Genomic DNA, 16,182 nt, shown 5'->3' with positions numbered 1-16,182 from the left:
CGTCACATGTCAGAGCGTTTGCAATATCGCGGCGGCGGCGTCGAGAGTCGCATCGTCCTTGGCAAAACAAAAGCGCAATAAACGCAGGTCAGAGGGTGCCTGTCGGTAAAAAACAGAAACCGGAATCGAAGCGATACCCGCCTCACGCGTCAGTCGCGAAGCCAGTGCAACATCATGCTCATGACTGATCGAGCTGTATTCCAGTAACTGAAAGTACGTACCCGACGACGGTTTTACCGAAAAACGCGAACCGTCGAGCAATGAGCAGAAACGATCACGTTTGGCCTGATAAAACGCAGGCAGCGTCTGCCAGTGCTGCGGGCATGCGGAGAGAAAATCCGCAAGAGCGAACTGCATCGGCGTCGCCGTGGAAAAAGTCACGTACTGATGAATCTTGCGAAACTCCGCACTCAGTGCAGAAGGCGCGATGCAATACCCTACCTTCCAGCCGGTCGCATGAAAGGTCTTGCCGAATGAGGAAACGACGAAAGCCCTGGCGGCAAGCTCCGGGTAACGCAATACACTCTCGTGACGACAGCCATCGAAGACGATGTGCTCATACACTTCGTCACTGATCAGAAAAATGTTGGTATCGCGTACCCGCTGCTGCAGCTGCTGCATATCCTGTGCGGACCACACGCTGCCAGTCGGATTGTGCGGAGTGTTGAGAATGATCGCTCGTGTACGTGGACCTATGACAGCACTGACCTGCGCCCAGTCCGGGCAGAACGCCGGAGCCGCCAGAGGCACATGTACGACCTGCCCTCCGGCCAGTGTCACGGCTGGTTCGTACGAGTCGTAACAGGGATCGAACACAATGACCTCGTCCCCGGGCTGGACGATCGCCTGAATCGCGCAGAACAGAGCTTCCGTCGCCCCGGAGGTCACCGTCACTTCATTACCGGCATCGACCTTAGCGCCGTAGCTGGCCAGCACCTTCGTCGCAATCGCCTCGCGCAATGTCACCACGCCAGCCATCGGTGCGTACTGGTTATGACCGGCCCGAACGTGGTGCGCCACCGCGTCGGTCAAAGCCGACGGCAGTGCAAAGTCAGGAAACCCTTGCGACAGATTCAGCGCGCCGCATTCCTGTGCGAGCGCCGACATCACGGTAAAGATGGTGGTACCCACCTGCGGCAGGCGGGATGTGGGCGCTGGGATCATCAAGGCACGGCTCCGATTGACAATAAGGCATCAGTCTAGCGACGGCTCTGCGTCGCACCTACTGGCATCACAACGGGATATTTTCTGAAAGCGCACATCCGCACGCACCAAAATGCAACACACGCCCCACGATTGATCAGCAAATTGCACTAAGAACGCTCTAAAAACGGTGGCTATTCATGCCGCCACGATCGCTAAAAGATCGCATCTGCATTCACGACACCAAATGGCACGATTGCCAACCAGCACTTGGATCATGTCCGCGGCAGCAAACAGGGCACGCGCGATAAATTGGGCGTTCTGTTTTGGTGCAACACATCGCCAGAACCGAAGAACACGCGAACATCGCGGTTTTGCGAAACCCGAAGCAGCAGGAACGGTCCATAGAGACGAAAAGTTCATATAGCAATGCATGTTGCACTGCAGCGAAGATCGCTGCACTACTTTAGCGCATGAATGGATCTGAGAAAGGCGGCCAACGCTGAGTAGCGGCTAGCTATGTGAAGTGGTCCGCTGCTTGCAATGGACCTACCACGAATGGATGGACATATCGCGAATCCAGAACCTGACGAGGGGAACGGCCATGAGCATTTTCGACCGATATGCGACACGCTACGAGGAAAGCCGGGAAGAGGTGATGAGCATCCAGGAGTACCTGGACCTATGCCGCACCGACCCGAGCTCCTACGCCTCTCCCGCGGAACGCCTGCTTATGGCAATCGGGGAACCCGAACTGGTCGACACGCGGCTTGATCCGCGCCTGTCACGCCTGTTCCAGAACAAGGTCATCAAGATCTACCCGGCGTTTCGCGAGTTTTATGGAATGGAGGACTCGATCGACCAGATCGTGTCCTACCTGCGCCACGCCGCACAGGGTCTGGAGGAGCGCAAGCAGATCCTTTATCTGCTCGGCCCAGTCGGTGGCGGTAAATCGTCGCTGGCTGAAAAGCTCAAGCACCTGATGGAAAAAGTGCCGTTCTATGCCATCCAGGGATCGCCGATCAACGAATCGCCGCTCGGCCTGTTCGATCCTGCCGAAGATGCGGAAATTCTTGAAAGCGATTACGGCATTCCGCGCCGTTACCTGAAAGGCCTGATGAGCCCGTGGGCCGTCAAACGCCTCAAAGAATTCAACGGCGACATCAGTAAATTCAAGGTCGTACGCCTGCGTCCGTCGATTCTGCAGCAGATTGCCGTCGCCAAGACCGAGCCGGGTGACGAAAACAATCAGGACATCAGCTCGCTGGTTGGCAAGATCGACATCCGCAAGCTGGAACACTTCGCGCAGAACGACCCGGACGCTTACAGCTTCTCCGGCGGTCTGTGCCTGGCCAACCAGGGCCTGCTCGAATTCGTCGAAATGTTCAAGGCGCCGATCAAGGTCTTGCACCCGCTGCTGACGGCGACGCAGGAAGGCAATTACAACGGCACCGAGGGTCTTTCAGCGATTCCGTTCGACGGCATCATCCTCGCCCACTCCAACGAGTCTGAATGGCAGTCGTTCAAGAACAACCGCAACAACGAGGCCTTTCTCGATCGCGTTTACATCGTGAAAGTCCCGTATTGCCTGCGCGTTTCCGACGAAGTGCACATTTATGAAAAACTACTGACCAATTCCTCGCTGGCCGACTCGCCATGCGCGCCGGGCACGCTGGAAATGCTTGCGCAGTTCTCGGTGCTGTCCCGCCTGAAGGAGCCGGAGAACTCCAGCATTTTCTCGAAGATGCGTGTGTATGACGGTGAAAACCTGAAAGACACCGATCCGAAGGCTAAATCGATGCAGGAGTATCGCGACTACGCCGGCGTCGATGAAGGCATGGGCGGCATCTCGACGCGCTTTGCGTTCAAGATCCTGTCGCAGGTCTTCAACTTCGACCACACCGAAGTGGCGGCCAACCCCGTGCACCTGCTCTACGTGCTGGAGCGTCAGATCGAGCGCGAGCAGTTCCAGCAGGAAACGGAAGAGAAGTACCTGTCCTACATCAAGGGCTGGCTGGCACCCCGCTATGCCGAATTCATCGGCAAGGAACTGCAGCAGGCCTATCTGGAATCGTATTCGGAGTACGGCCAGAACATCTTCGACCGTTACGTGACCTACGCCGACTTCTGGATTCAGGATCAGGAATACCGTGATCCGGATACCGGCGAGTCTTTCGATCGCGCCTCTCTCAACGCTGAGCTGGAGAAGATCGAAAAGCCGGCTGGCATCAGCAATCCGAAGGACTTCCGCAACGAGATCGTCAATTTCGTGCTGCGTGCCCGCGCCAATAACAGTGGCAAGAATCCGCTGTGGACGAGCTACGAGAAGCTGCGTACGGTCATCGAGAAGAAAATGTTCTCGAACACCGAAGATCTGCTGCCAGTCATCAGCTTCAACGCCAAGTCGTCGGTCGACGAGCAGAAGAAGCATGAGGACTTCGTCAACCGTATGGTGACGAAAGGCTACACCCCCAAACAGGTCCGCCTGCTGTCTGAGTGGTATCTGCGCGTCCGTAAGTCTTCCTGAGCCGTTGTGAGGGCAATCCTGCCGGGATTGCCCCGCCCCCCGCGAGGAACTGCACCATGTCCCATCTCGTCGACCGCAGGCTCAACGGTAAGAATCGCAGTGCGGTCAACCGCCAGCGATTCCTGCGCCGCTTCAAGGACCAGCTCAAACGTGCCGTGGCCGATGCGATGTCGGGGCGATCCATCACCAATGTCGACAGCGGTGAAAAGGTCAGTATCCCGACACGGGATTTGTCGGAGCCCGTCTTCAGTCATGGTCCAGGCGGACGCCGGGAAGCCATTCACCCCGGCAACAAGGAATTCAACACCGGGGACCGGGTCAAGCGCCCGCAGGGCGGCGGCGGTGGCGGCGGTGGCAGACAGGCCAGCCAGGATGGCGAGGGCGAGGACGATTTCGTTTTCGAACTCTCGCGTGACGAGTTCCTCGATCTGTTCTTCGAGGATCTCGCGCTGCCGGACATGATCAAAACGCAGCTCGCCAAGATCCCGGAGTGGAAGTCGGTTCGCGCGGGCTACACGAATACCGGCGTCCCGGCCAACATTAATGTGGTGCGCTCGATGAAGGGCGCCCTTGCGCGGCGCACAGCCATCGGTGCGCCGTACCGCTCGCGTTTGCGCGACCTGGAACGCGAGCTCGAAGAAACCGTCACGCGTGACGGAGAACTCTGCGCCGACGCCGAGCGCCTGCGCGAAGAAATCCGCCGCCTGCGTATCCGCATCGACGCGATCCCGTTCATCGACACCTTCGACCTGCGCTACAACAACCGCGTGCGCGAGCCAAAACCCACCACACAAGCCGTGATGTTCTGTGTGATGGACGTGTCAGGTTCGATGGACCAGGAGCGCAAGGATCTCGGCAAGCGCTTCTTTACGCTGCTGTACCTGTTCCTGACGCGCAACTACGAGCACATTGAAGTCGTCTTCATCCGCCACCACACGGTGGCCAAGGAAGTCGACGAGCAGGAGTTCTTCTATTCGCGGGAAACCGGCGGCACCGTGGTGTCGTCAGCCCTGAACCTGACCGCTGACATCATCAGCGAACGCTATTCGCCAAGCGCCTGGAACATCTATGTCGCGCAGGCCTCCGACGGCGACAACTGGCAGGACGATTCCCCCAATTGTCGGGAAATCCTGCTGCAGCGGATCATGCCCTTCATACAGTACTTCGCGTACGTCGAAATCACCCCCGACCGCCACCAGAGTCTGTGGGAGGAGTACCTGACCGTACAGGCCCAGTGCAAACACTTCGCCCTGCAGGAAATCGGCGGCGCCGAGGACATCTACCCCGTGTTCCGGGAACTCTTCAAGAGGCGACTGGCATGAGCGGCAAACACCTGATTTCAGAAGGCTCGGAGTGGACTTTTCCGCTGCTGGAGGAATACGACCGCCAGATTGCGCAGATCGCCGGCAATGAATTCGGGCTGGATACCTACCGCAACCAGATTGAAGTCATCACCGCCGAGCAGATGATGGACGCCTACTCGTCCGTCGGCATGCCGATCGGTTATCACCACTGGTCATACGGCAAGCAGTTCGTCTCCACGGAAAAGCATTACCGCCGCGGGCAGATGGGCCTGGCGTATGAAATCGTCATCAATTCCGACCCCTGCATCGCCTATCTGATGGAGGAGAACACGATGACGATGCAGGCGCTGGTCATCGCGCACGCCTGCTACGGCCACAACTCCTTCTTCAAGGGCAATTACCTGTTCCGCACCTGGACCAGCGCGGACTCGATCATTGACTACCTCGTCTTCGCGCGCGATTACATCGCCCGCTGCGAGGAACGCTATGGTGTCGACGCCGTCGAGGAACTGCTCGATTCCTGCCACGCCCTGATGAACCACGGCGTCGATCGCTACAAACGTCCTTCTCCGCTGTCGATGGCCGAGGAACAGCAGCGTCAGCGCGAACGCGAGGCCTATCTGCAGCTGCAGGTCAACGACCTGTGGCGCACGATTCCGATCCAGCAGGAAACCACGGCGACTGCACAGGAGTACCGCTTCCCTGCGGAGCCGCAGGAGAACCTGCTGTATTTCATTGAAAAACACGCCCCGCTTTTGGAGTCCTGGCAGCGTGAGGTCGTGCGCATCGTGCGCAAGATCGGTCAGTATTTCTATCCGCAGCGTCAGACCCAGGTCATGAATGAAGGCTGGGCCACGTTCTGGCACTACACGCTGCTCAACCGCCTCTATGACCAGGGCAAGGTTTCGGACGGCTTCATGATCGAATTCCTGCAGTCACACACCAATGTGGTGGCGCAGCCGGAGTTCGACTCACCGTATTATTCGGGGATCAATCCATACGCGCTGGGCTTCGCGATGATGAGTGATCTGCGCCGTATCTGTGAAAAGCCCACCGCCGAGGATAAAGCCTGGTTCCCCGATATCGCCGGCAGTGACTGGATCAAGGTCCTCGACTTTGCCATGCGCAATTTCAAGGACGAAAGCTTCATCGCGCAGTACCTGTCGCCAAAGCTGATCCGTGACTTCAAGCTGTTCTCGGTGCTGGATGACGATCGGGATGAAACGCTTGAAATCGCAGCCATCCACGACGATGCCGGTTATCGCCGCGTGCGTCAGGCGCTCTCGGATCAGTACAACCTCGGCTCACGCGAGCCCAACATCCAGGTGTGGAATGTCGATCATCGTGGCGACCGCTCGCTGACTCTGCGCCATCAGGTCTACAGCCGCCGTCCGCTCAACACCTCGACGACCTACGAAGTGCTCAAACACATCCACCGCCTGTGGGGCTTCACCGTGCGTCTCGAAGCCGTTGACGAACAGGGCAAAGTCAGCCTCGTCAACGAGGTGCGCAAGCACTGAGCCGGCACGCTGCACCAGCCCGGCCACCCCGCCGCGCTCCTTGCGCGGCGTTTTAGTTCTGCGGGCCAGCGCCTAAACTGTCGCTTCTTCGCTGCCGCCCAGCCAGACACGATCATGCTGCCATTACGCCGTGCCCTCTCCGCCCTCGCGCTCGCCGGTCTCGCGTGGAATGCAACCGCCTCTCCATGGAGCGAGGTAAACGGACCGAGTCAGGGCGCGCCGCGCATATACGGCGGTTTCGCCGCGGGCTGCATCGCCGGCGCCCAGGCGCTGCCGATCGACGGTGACGGCTATCAGCTCATGCGCCTGTCGCGGCATCGCAATTTCGGCCACCCGACGCTGCTGCGTTTCATTGAGTACCTCGGCCATGCAGCCGACGCCCGCGGGCTCGGACCGGTGCTGATCGGTGATCTCGGCCAGGCGCGCGGCGGCCCGATGAGCTTCGGCCATCGCAGTCACCAGATCGGCCTCGATGTCGACGTCTGGTTTCGCGAGGCGCCGAGTGGCCGCAGGCTGGACCCGCGTGCCCGCGAATCCCTGCCGATGCTGACGATGATCGATGCCGCCAACGGCCGCGTGCTGCCGGCGCGCTGGGGATCGCGTCAACGCGAACTGCTGCGCCTGGCGGCCACCCGGCCGGAAGTCGAGCGCATCTTCGTCAATCCCGTGATCAAACAGAACCTCTGCCGCAGCGAACGCGATACGGCCTGGCTGGCGAAACTGCGCCCGTGGTGGAGCCATGACGAGCATTTTCACGTGCGCCTGCGCTGCCCGGGCGACAGCCCCGACTGCGAGCCGCAGAAGCCGATCCCCGCCGATGACGGCTGCGATGAAAACCTGGCCCGCTGGGTCATCGACATCGAACGCGGTGCACGCCGCCCGAAGCCACCGGCCCCGCCACCACCGGCGCCGGAGCTGCCTGTCGAATGCAGCAGTGTTCTCCTGGCCCCCACGGCACGTTGATGATGCAGACAACTCCGATCTGGGTGTCGATCGCATGCGGTGGGCTGCTGGCCTGCAGCAGCTTCCCCTCGGTGCCCGACGCTGACACGGCGAACGGGCAGGCGACCGTCAGTGCCCAGTGCAGTGCCCTGATGGCCAACCCGGTGGAAAACGCCGATCCGTGGTTCCAGCTGGGTAATGCGCTGGTCGAACTCGACCGGCTCGATGAAGCGGAATTCGCTTACCGCAAGGCGTTGAAGTACTCGAACGATCCGCGCATCGAGCACAACCTCGGCCTGCTGCATTTACGTTTGGGCGTTCAGTCCTTGCAGGCCGCCGGCCGCAAGCTCCCGGTGAACGACCCGGCCCGGATCAACGCCAGAGCGTTCACCAGCCAGCTGCTGCGCACGCCACTCTGAAAAACTCTGTTTCCACGGACCCAATCGACCGCCAACCTTGGCGGCCGTGCTCGGCTCGTGCTTAAAAATGCATATGCATCTTGATCGATGCATGAAAAACGCGGCGGCACCACGCAGTGCTGCCCACACAATGAGGAGAGACTCCGATGAACTACCCACTGCGGGTGCTTTTCGTCAGCCGGCACAATGCCGCCCGCTCGCAAATCGCCGAGGCCCTGCTGCGCCGCATCGGCGGTCAGGATTTCATGGTGGCCAGTGCCGGTACCGAATGCGGCGTACTCGATCCGCTCGCTCAGCGGGTGCTGGCGGATGCCGGGGTCGATATTTCCGGTCAGCTGAGCAAGCCGATCGAAACCTACTTCGGCCAGGAATTCGACTACGTCATCACCTTGTGTGACCGTTCGCGGGAAAATCTGCCGGACTTCCCGGGTGACTGGCGTCATGTGCACTGGGATTTTCCCGACCCCACCGAGGCCGATAGCGATCCGGCCAGCCGACTGACCGACATGAAGCACCTGCTGACGGAACTGGCGATCCGGCTGCGCGGCTGGGTCGAGATGGAGCATCATCGGCTCGCCGCCGCCGGTTTGGTGGCCCACGACCAACGCCCTGCCGTCGTTTGAACCCGAACGCCACAGGTGCATTCAGCGAGGAAGCCAGCCATGCAGGACTACTGTCACGTACTGTTTGCGACGGACTTTGCGCCGGAGGCGCGCCAGGCCGGCGCGCGCGCCAGGGAAATTGCCAGCCGCTACGGCGCCCGCATCACGCTGGTACACGTGGTCGAGGAGATCAACGTCAGTGCAGGTTACGAGCTCATGCCGCTGCTGCCGGAACTGCCAGATGAGACGCTGATGCGCGAAGCCCGTGAAGCCCTCGCCAAGCTGGCGGACGAAATCGGTCTGAATGATGCCGAACTGCGCGTCATCAACGCCGTATCCACCAAGGAAGGCGTCGTGCAGACCGCCACGGAGGTCGGCGCCGATCTCATCGTCGTCGGCAGCCATGGCCGGCACGGTCTGGCCCTGCTGCTTGGCTCAACGGCCAACGCCGTGTTGCATGGCGCGCCGTGCGACGTGCTTGCCGTCCGCCTGAGTGCCGAGCAACTAGCCGGTTAGGTATCAGCTACTTGCGCGCGCAGCGCCATCCGCATCTGTCGCGGGAATCCGCCACAGACGCAGGGTGCGGCCGTCGGCCAGCGCGATGCTGGCTGACGGCACCTCCCCCGGCACATCGAATTCGAGACTCACGAACAGGGCTCCCGGCTGCATTTCGGCGCGCGCCTTGAGCCAGAGCGCCAGCATCGGCTGTGGCGACAGGAAGCAGAAAACAAGATCGTAAGACGCCAGATCCTGATGCCACAGATCGGCGAAGCGCACTTCGACATTATGCCGACCGACGCTGCGCAGTCGCGCGATGAGCCAGGGCAGCGGTGCCGACTCGATGCCCTCGATGCGGGCTTGTGGAAACCGCTTGGCCAGATCCAGCAGCAATCCACCGACGCCGCAGCCCAGATCAATGAAACGCCCCTCGCTCGGCAGCCATTCCCCCACGGCACGCCAGGCCACCGGTCCGGAGAGAAACAGCGGCACCCGTCCGACGGTAGTATTGCGAAACAGCAATAACAGTAGAGCAGCACCTGCCAGCCACAGCAGTGGCGGCAAATCGAGTCGCAGCGCTCCGACCAGCAGCGGCAGAAATGCGATCTGAATCGGCACCCACCAGCGCGGCAGCCCCAAACGCACACCAATCACCGCAGCCGTGACACCCTGCACGAACAGCAGGACGTAGAAATCCGCCGGCTGGGCAAACAGGTAAATTGCCAAGGATTGCGCCAGCAAGACGCCAAGCAACGCCAAACCCTGAGCCAGCACAGCCAGCAGCAGTGGCGGCCAGCGTTGCGTATCAGCCAAGGCCATCGACACGGCGCCGATCGGGCGGCTCCTGCACGCTCATCGCTCGGCCGGCCTGGCAGGTACCAGACCCGGCGGCAACGGCGGCGGTACGATGCTGGGGCGTGCCGGCAAGGCCGGCGATGTGGCTGTCCCCGAAGGTACCGGCGCATGTGCTGCTGCATCACCCGCTGCAGGAGCCGATGTCCTCGCAGGCGGATTGTGTTCGGGGTCGATCAGCTCCGGCTTGACGTCGGTATTGCTGTCGACGTTGACCCGCTCGCCAAGATCGGCGCGCACGGCCGCTTCCGACTCCTGATTCATCACCACAATGGCAATGCGCCGATTGATATCAGCCATGGGGTCATCTTTGACCAGCGGCACACTGTCGGCAAAACCGACCACGCGCAGCACTTTGTTCTCCTGCAAGCCTGCATCGAGCAGTTCGCGACGGGCAGTATTGGCGCGATCGGCCGACAGTTCCCAGTTGCTGTAACCACGCTGAGCGCCGGCGAACGGCCGCGCATCAGTGTAGCCAGAGATGCTGATGGCGTTCGGCAACTCGTTGATGACCGGTGCAATTTCCTTGAGGATATCCTTGACGTACGGCTGCATCTGAGCGCTGCCGACGGCAAACATCGGCCGGTTTTCGGCATCGACGATCTGAATGCGTAGACCTTCGCGGGTCAGTTCCAGCCGCAGCTGATCCTTATAGCGGCGCAGGGTCGGACTGACGCCGATTTTGCCTTCGAGTTTGGTTTTGAGGTCGCGCAGCTTACCGGTGATGTCCTCATTCCCCTTGGCGACCATCACACGAGTGCCTTCATTGGTGCGCTTGACCTGTCCGACCGCGCGCGTGAGGTCTTCACCACCGCCCTTGAGTACGCTGACGGCATCACCGGAGCCCTCACCGCCGCTCATCGACACCTTGAACGGATTCTGGAAATACTCGGCGATGCCCTGCAGATTGCCCTTGGTCGTCGAGCCCAGCAGCCACATCAGCAGGAAGAACGCCATCATCGCCGTGACGAAGTCGGCGTAGGCGAGCTTCCAGGCGCCGCCGTGATGGCCGCCATGCCCCTTCTTGATCTTCTTGATGACGATCGGCCGCTGTTCCGACATGGCGTTACTCCGACACCGTCATCGTCACTTGGCCTTGCGCGCTGCCTGGATGTGCTTCTCCATTTCGGTGAAGCCGGGACGCTCCGTGGAGTACATCACCTTGCGCGCAAACTCGACCGAGGCCATCGGGTCGTAACCATTGAGGTTGGCGATGAACGCCGCCTTGATTGCCTGGTAGTACTTGGTCGACTCGTCGAGCTTCTGCGTCAGCAGGCTGCCCAGCGGACCGACGAAACCGTACGCCAGCAGGATACCGAGGAAGGTACCGACCAGCGCCGCCGCGATCAGCTTGCCCAGCTCGGCAGGCGGAATACCCACCGATTCCATCGTGTGCACGACGCCCAGCACTGCCGCCACGATACCGAAGGCCGGCAGACCGTCGGCAAAGTTCTGGATCGACTTGATCGGCCGATCGCCTTCGTGGTGATGGGTTTCGATGTCGAGGTCCATCAGGTTTTCGAGCTGGTTGAGCTCGATGTTGCCGGACGACAGCAGACGCAGGTAGTCGGTGATGAACTCCACGGCGTGGTGATCGTGCAGCACCGCCGGCGCCTGCTCGAAGAGCTTGCTGTTGTGCGGCTCATCGATGTCCGACTGCAGCGCCAGCAGTCCTTCCTTGCGGATCTTGGCAAAGATCAGGTAGAGCAGCGTCAGCGTTTCCATGTACAGCGACTGCGTGTACTTGGCGCCTTTGAAGCAGGCGCCGAGTGCTCCGCCAGTCTGCTTGAGCACGGTCATGCTGTTGCCGACCACGAATGCGCCGACCGCCGCACCGACGATGATCATGACTTCGACGGGCTGCCAGAGCACGCCGATGTGGCCGCCGGCCACGGTGAATCCGCCCAGCAGGCAGGCGATGATGAGCACGTAGCCGATGATGACGAACATGCGTTCCCTTCAGTGCAGGCCTGGAACCGCCCGCCGCATCACCGTGGCGGGTGCAAATCAGTGACCCCGAGTTGCGCACGCGCTTCCTGCTGGTTGTCGAACAGAGAGGGCGCAAGCTGGCGCTCGGCCAGGGCTCGACCCAGCTTCATCCGCAGAAATGCGTTCGCGGTGTATCGGGTGACGCCAAGATAAAAACGCTCGACGAGCCCCTTCACCATGCTGACGTAAGCATCGAACACGTCCGGGGTGATCGTGAAGTCGTCGTAATTGACGATTGCGAAGACTTTGTGCCCCAGCCCCTGCAGGCGGGATACGACGGCTGCGCGGATCGTTTCGACGTCTTCGAGCGTATCGACATGGTATCCGCCGAAATCGACGAAGAACAGATTCTGCCCCGGGTAATAGCTGAAACGCTCCGCCAGCGGCGTCACCGTGAGCAGCTCGCGCAGCCCCATCGGCTGTTCGCGGAAGATGCGTGCATCCATCAGCCGCGGCGGCTGCGGCATCAGCGGCGCGAAGTCCATGTGCGCGAGCACGTCGCGTTCGACATCGATGCCGGGAGCAATCTCGATCAGCTCCAGGCCGTCGGGCGTCAGCCTGAACACGCAGCGCTCGGTGATGTACAACGCCGGCTGGCCGCGCAGCGCCGCCAGTCGCCCGGCGTAGGTACGCTGTTCGACGGCTGCGACGAACTTGCGCTCGCGGCCTTCCTGCAGGATGCGCAGCTCACCGTTGTCGACAGCGACGCGCAAGCCGCCCGCAGTGAAGGTACCGACGAACACCACGCATTTGGCGTTCTGGCTGATGTTGATGAAGCCGCCGGCACCGGCGAGGCGCGGGCCGAAGCGGCTGACGTTGAGATTGCCCTCGGCATCCGCCTGAGCCAGGCCGAGGAAAGCGACGTCCAGGCCGCCACCGTCGTAGAAATCGAACTGCGACGGCTGGTCGATGATCGCCTGCGTGTTGACGGCAGCACCGAAGTTGAGCCCGGAGGCCGGCAGCCCGCCGATCACGCCCGGCTCCGCCGTCATCGTCACGGCATCGAGTACATGCTCCTCGTTGGCGACGGCAGCGATACCCTCGGGCATGCCGATGCCGAGGTTGACGATCGCGTTGGGGCGCAGCTCGAAGGCGGCACGGCGGGCGATCAGCTTGCGTTCGTTGAGCTCCATCGGCGCCTGCCCGGCCACTGGTACACGGATCTCGCCGGAAAAGCCCGGGTTGTAGCTTTCGGCGAAGGTCTGCATGTGATTGCGCGGATCGGCGACGACCACGCAATCGACGAACACCCCCGGGATCTTCACCTGCCGCCCGGACAGCGTGCCGCGCTCGGCGATGCGCTCGACCTGCACGATGACGATGCCGCCGCTGTTGTGCGTTGCCATGGCGATGGCCAGCGACTCCAGCGTCAGGGCTTCCTTTTCCATCGTCACGTTGCCGTCGGCATCGGCCGTGGTACCGCGCAGGAAGCAGGCGTTGATCGGAAACGCCTTGTAGAGCAGGTAATCCTCGCCGTCGATCGGCAGGCGCCGCACCAGATCCTCGGTGCAGCGCGCATTGATCTTGCCGCCGCCGAACTGCGGATCGACGAAGGTACCCAACCCCACCCGCGTCAGCGTGCCCGGCTTGCCGGCGGCGATATCGCGGAACAGATGCGAAATGACGCCCTGCGGCAGATTCCAGGCGGCGATCTTCTCGGCGATGGCCAAACGCTGCAGCTTCGGCACCAGCCCCCAGTGGCCACCGATGACGCTGCCGACCAGTCCTTCGTGACCGAGATGATTGAGCCCGCGCTCGCTGCCGTCCCCCTGGCCGCCGGCGTAGACCAGCCGCAGATCATGCGGCGCGCCGGTCTCCAGGAAACGCCGCTCCAGGGCGATGGCGAGCTCCTCGGCGAAGCCGATGCCGACGAAACCGCCGGTAGCCAGCGTGTCGCCGTCGGCGAGCAGACGCACCGCCTCGTCGGCGCTGACGATCTTGCCCTTCGGTGCCACGGTGCGCCCCTGCAGCAGGGGATGTTGCGCACTTTTCATCAAAACCTCCTCCCGGCACCCGCTGGCGGGTGCCGTCACCTCGTTCTAGTGGGTGTCATCGCCGAGATGCAGCACCAGCACATCGCAGTGCGCCCGGTGCACGACCCGCTCGGCCGTGTGATCACCAAACCAGGCGAACCAGTGGCGATCCCCATGACCGAGCATGATCAGGTCGGCCGCCAGCGTCTGTGCCTGCGCAACGATCGCATCGCGCACCGAGTCGGACTCGACGACGTGGCAATCCCCGGGCGCCACCGCCAGCCGCATCCGGATGCTCTCAAGGAAGGCGTGTGCGGCATCGGTCAGGGCATCCTCCTCGTGCGGCACCAGGGCAGCGCTGTCGGTGATGTTGTTGCTGGCCTCGGCCGGCAGATCGTCGTGGTGATGCGACAGCAGCACGGCACTGTCCTGACTGCCATGCAGGCCGCGTACATCGACGACGTGCAGCAGGCTCAAGCGGGCCCCGCACAGCGCGCGCAGCGCAGCGACGCGCTCGACCAGCGCCGGCGTCCCTTCGGCGTCGAAATCGACGGCGAACATCATGTGTTGATAAACCTTGTCGTCCACGCTGAACCCTCCGCTCAGAAGGTGCCGAACACAGCATTGAGCCCGACCACCAGAAAGCCCGACAGCACCGGGAAGACCACGGCGCAGAACAGGATGTCCTTGTAGGAATCCTTGTGCGTCAGACGGGTAATCGCCAGCAGCGTGATGACGGCACCGTTGTGCGGCAGGGCGTCGAGGCCGCCGGAGGCCAGCGTCGCCACGCGGTGCATGACTTCCGGATCGATACCGGCCGCCAGTGCGGCGTTGCGGTAGTACTCGCCCATCGCCTGCAGCGTCAGCGACAGGCCACCAGATGCCGAGCCGGTCAGGCCCGCCAGAGTGTTGACGACGACCGCCACCGACACCAGCGGATCACCGACCACCGATTTCAGGGTTTCACGGAAGGCGATGAACGCACCGAGGCCGGAAATCACCGCGCCATAGCCGACCTCCGCCGCGGTATTGCACACCGGCAGCAGCGACCCCAGCGTGCCCTCGGTGATCGAGGCCCGCACATCGCGAAAACGGCTCAGGTTGAGCAGCACCACCAGCAGCACCGCGATCGCCATCGCCGCGATGATCGCCCAGACACCGAGCACCGCCGGCAGGGACACCTTGCCGAACTTCGGCATCGCCAGATAACCAGTGTCCATCGCCGGGATCACCACGTAGGTGAACAGCGCATTGAGCGCGATCACCGAGGCCAGCGGCAGCAGCGCCAGCCAGACGTTCGGCAGATCGCGGTTGTCCTCCTCGACGATGACGTCGTGATGCTCGCCATACCCCTCGCCGGCCGTGCGCGCCAGCGCCGCCCGACGGCTCAGCCACAGCTGGCCGCAGACCAGCATGAACAGACCGGCGATGATGCCCATGCCGGGCGCCGCGAACGGCGTGGTGTGAAAGAACGGCATCGGGATGGCGTTCTGGATCGCCGGCGTGCCGGGCAGCGCGGTCATCGTGAAGGTGAATGAACCGAGGGCGATCGCACCGGGAATCAAGCGCTTGGGGATCTGCGCCGAGCGGAACAGCTGCATGGCGATCGGGTAGACCGAGAAGGCGACGACGAACAGCGACACACCGCCATAGGTGAGGATCGCGCAGGCCAGCACCACGGCGAGGATCGCCCGCTCGGCGCCGATCAGGCGCACGATGCCGAGGGCGATGGCCTTCGCCGCACCGGAATCCTCCATCAGCTTGCCGAACACGGCGCCGAGCAGGAACAGCGGGAAGAACTTCGCCAGGAAGTTGCCCATGGCGGGCATGTAGACCTGCGAATAGGTCGCCAGCAGCGGCGCCTCCTGCCAGTTGAACAGCAGGGCGACGCCCGCACACAGCGGCGCGATGAAAATGACGTTCCAGCCGCGGTAGGCCAGAACGATCAACAGGGCGAGCGAGAGCACGATGCCCAGAATGCCGATCACGATGGTGTCTCCTCCAGATCATTGGTGTGTCGCCCCTCGAAGGGACGTGCCGATTCCGTCTCAAGCGGCATGCCAACGTGTCAAAAGAGACTAATTAATTGATTTATATATAAAAAAATAAAGAAATAACGTTCAGACAGGCGACCACAGTGTCTGCCATTCCAGACAGTGCGATGATTCAGATTAGTTAAATAATGCTTTTGATTAAAAATTTCTAACAATGTCCGACAACCCGGACACTGTCTTAATAATCAGACATAAAAAAAGCCGGCCCTTCCGGGCCGGCCTTTCATCGACACCGAGACACTCGCTCAGTGGATGTAGAGACCACCATTGACGTACAGATCAGCGCCCGTGATGAAGCTCGCCTCTTCGTCCGTCAAAAACACCAGCGTACGCGCGATGTCCTCCGGCGTGCCCAGCCG

At 61.7% G+C, this 16,182-nt stretch carries 15 protein-coding genes; 7 read left to right on the top strand and 8 right to left on the bottom strand.

Annotated elements, in window-relative coordinates; translation table 11 throughout:
- Nucleotides 1–9: 9 nt before the first annotated feature.
- On the bottom strand, nucleotides 10–1,164 hold the full coding sequence (locus C7443_RS18825) for a pyridoxal phosphate-dependent aminotransferase (RefSeq protein ID WP_110020471.1): 1,155 nt from the start codon (nucleotides 1,162–1,164) through the stop codon (nucleotides 10–12).
- A gap of 583 nt (nucleotides 1,165–1,747) precedes the next feature.
- Here C7443_RS18825 and C7443_RS18820 point away from each other — a divergent pair.
- The 7 genes from C7443_RS18820 (at nucleotide 1,748) to C7443_RS18790 (ending at nucleotide 8,973) form a co-directional block, all read left to right on the top strand.
- Nucleotides 1,748–3,670 carry a PrkA family serine protein kinase gene (locus C7443_RS18820; protein ID WP_110020469.1) on the top strand — a complete coding sequence of 641 codons (1,923 nt, stop codon included), beginning with the start codon at nucleotides 1,748–1,750 and terminating at the stop codon, nucleotides 3,668–3,670.
- Nucleotides 3,671–3,726: 56 nt separating this feature from the next.
- A complete protein-coding gene (locus C7443_RS18815; protein WP_110020467.1) occupies nucleotides 3,727–4,992 on the top strand; it encodes a YeaH/YhbH family protein in 1,266 nt (421 codons plus the stop codon).
- Entirely contained in the window at nucleotides 4,989–6,494 is a 1,506-nt protein-coding gene (locus tag C7443_RS18810) for a SpoVR family protein (RefSeq protein ID WP_110020465.1), read from the top strand. Before C7443_RS18815 ends, C7443_RS18810 begins: the two co-directional genes overlap by 4 nt.
- A 114-nt stretch (nucleotides 6,495–6,608) precedes the next feature.
- Nucleotides 6,609–7,457, top strand: a complete 849-nt coding sequence (gene mepA, locus C7443_RS18805) for a penicillin-insensitive murein endopeptidase (RefSeq protein WP_110020464.1) — start codon at nucleotides 6,609–6,611, stop codon at nucleotides 7,455–7,457.
- The gene (locus tag C7443_RS18800) at nucleotides 7,421–7,855 is read left to right on the top strand and encodes a tetratricopeptide repeat protein (RefSeq protein WP_110020462.1); all 435 of its coding nucleotides are present in this window, start codon (nucleotides 7,421–7,423) and stop codon (nucleotides 7,853–7,855) included. The genes mepA and C7443_RS18800 overlap by 37 nt, the downstream gene beginning before the upstream one ends.
- A 146-nt stretch (nucleotides 7,856–8,001) precedes the next feature.
- Nucleotides 8,002–8,478 (top strand): arsenate reductase ArsC, encoded by a 477-nt coding sequence (locus C7443_RS18795; RefSeq protein WP_110020461.1) that lies wholly within the window; start codon nucleotides 8,002–8,004, stop codon nucleotides 8,476–8,478.
- 39 nt (nucleotides 8,479–8,517) lie between these two features.
- Nucleotides 8,518–8,973, top strand: a complete 456-nt coding sequence (locus C7443_RS18790; protein WP_110020459.1) for a universal stress protein — start codon at nucleotides 8,518–8,520, stop codon at nucleotides 8,971–8,973.
- A 3-nt stretch (nucleotides 8,974–8,976) separates the two neighbouring features.
- Here the strand turns inward: C7443_RS18790 and C7443_RS18785 are convergent, their stop codons facing one another.
- The 7 genes from C7443_RS18785 to C7443_RS18755 all read right to left on the bottom strand — a co-directional run bounded on the left by C7443_RS18785 (nucleotide 8,977) and on the right by C7443_RS18755 (nucleotide 16,179).
- Nucleotides 8,977–9,774: a methyltransferase domain-containing protein gene (locus tag C7443_RS18785; RefSeq protein WP_110020458.1), complete on the bottom strand. Its 798-nt coding sequence runs from the start codon at nucleotides 9,772–9,774 to the stop codon at nucleotides 8,977–8,979.
- A gap of 33 nt (nucleotides 9,775–9,807) precedes the next feature.
- Nucleotides 9,808–10,869 carry a flagellar motor protein MotB gene (gene motB, locus C7443_RS18780; protein WP_110020456.1) on the bottom strand — a complete coding sequence of 354 codons (1,062 nt, stop codon included), beginning with the start codon at nucleotides 10,867–10,869 and terminating at the stop codon, nucleotides 9,808–9,810.
- A 24-nt stretch (nucleotides 10,870–10,893) separates the two neighbouring features.
- A complete protein-coding gene (gene motA, locus C7443_RS18775; RefSeq protein ID WP_110020454.1) occupies nucleotides 10,894–11,757 on the bottom strand; it encodes a flagellar motor stator protein MotA in 864 nt (287 codons plus the stop codon).
- 38 nt (nucleotides 11,758–11,795) lie between these two features.
- Nucleotides 11,796–13,790, bottom strand: coding sequence for an acyl CoA:acetate/3-ketoacid CoA transferase (locus C7443_RS18770; RefSeq protein WP_110020452.1), 1,995 nt, complete (start codon nucleotides 13,788–13,790; stop codon nucleotides 11,796–11,798).
- Between the two features lie 45 nt (nucleotides 13,791–13,835).
- Entirely contained in the window at nucleotides 13,836–14,357 is a 522-nt protein-coding gene (locus C7443_RS18765) for a universal stress protein (RefSeq protein ID WP_110020450.1), read from the bottom strand.
- Between the two features lie 14 nt (nucleotides 14,358–14,371).
- Nucleotides 14,372–15,754, bottom strand: coding sequence for a GntP family permease (locus tag C7443_RS18760; protein WP_211346211.1), 1,383 nt, complete (start codon nucleotides 15,752–15,754; stop codon nucleotides 14,372–14,374).
- Nucleotides 15,755–16,068: 314 nt separating this feature from the next.
- Nucleotides 16,069–16,179: an SDR family oxidoreductase gene (locus C7443_RS18755; protein ID WP_281279431.1), complete on the bottom strand. Its 111-nt coding sequence runs from the start codon at nucleotides 16,177–16,179 to the stop codon at nucleotides 16,069–16,071.
- Nucleotides 16,180–16,182: the final 3 nt, after the last annotated feature.

This window comes from Plasticicumulans acidivorans (genome assembly GCF_003182095.1).
Lineage (GTDB): Bacteria > Pseudomonadota > Gammaproteobacteria > Competibacterales > Competibacteraceae > Plasticicumulans > Plasticicumulans acidivorans.
Note: the sequence above shows the minus strand (reverse complement) of the source record. Positions and strands in the feature narration are given on the sequence as shown.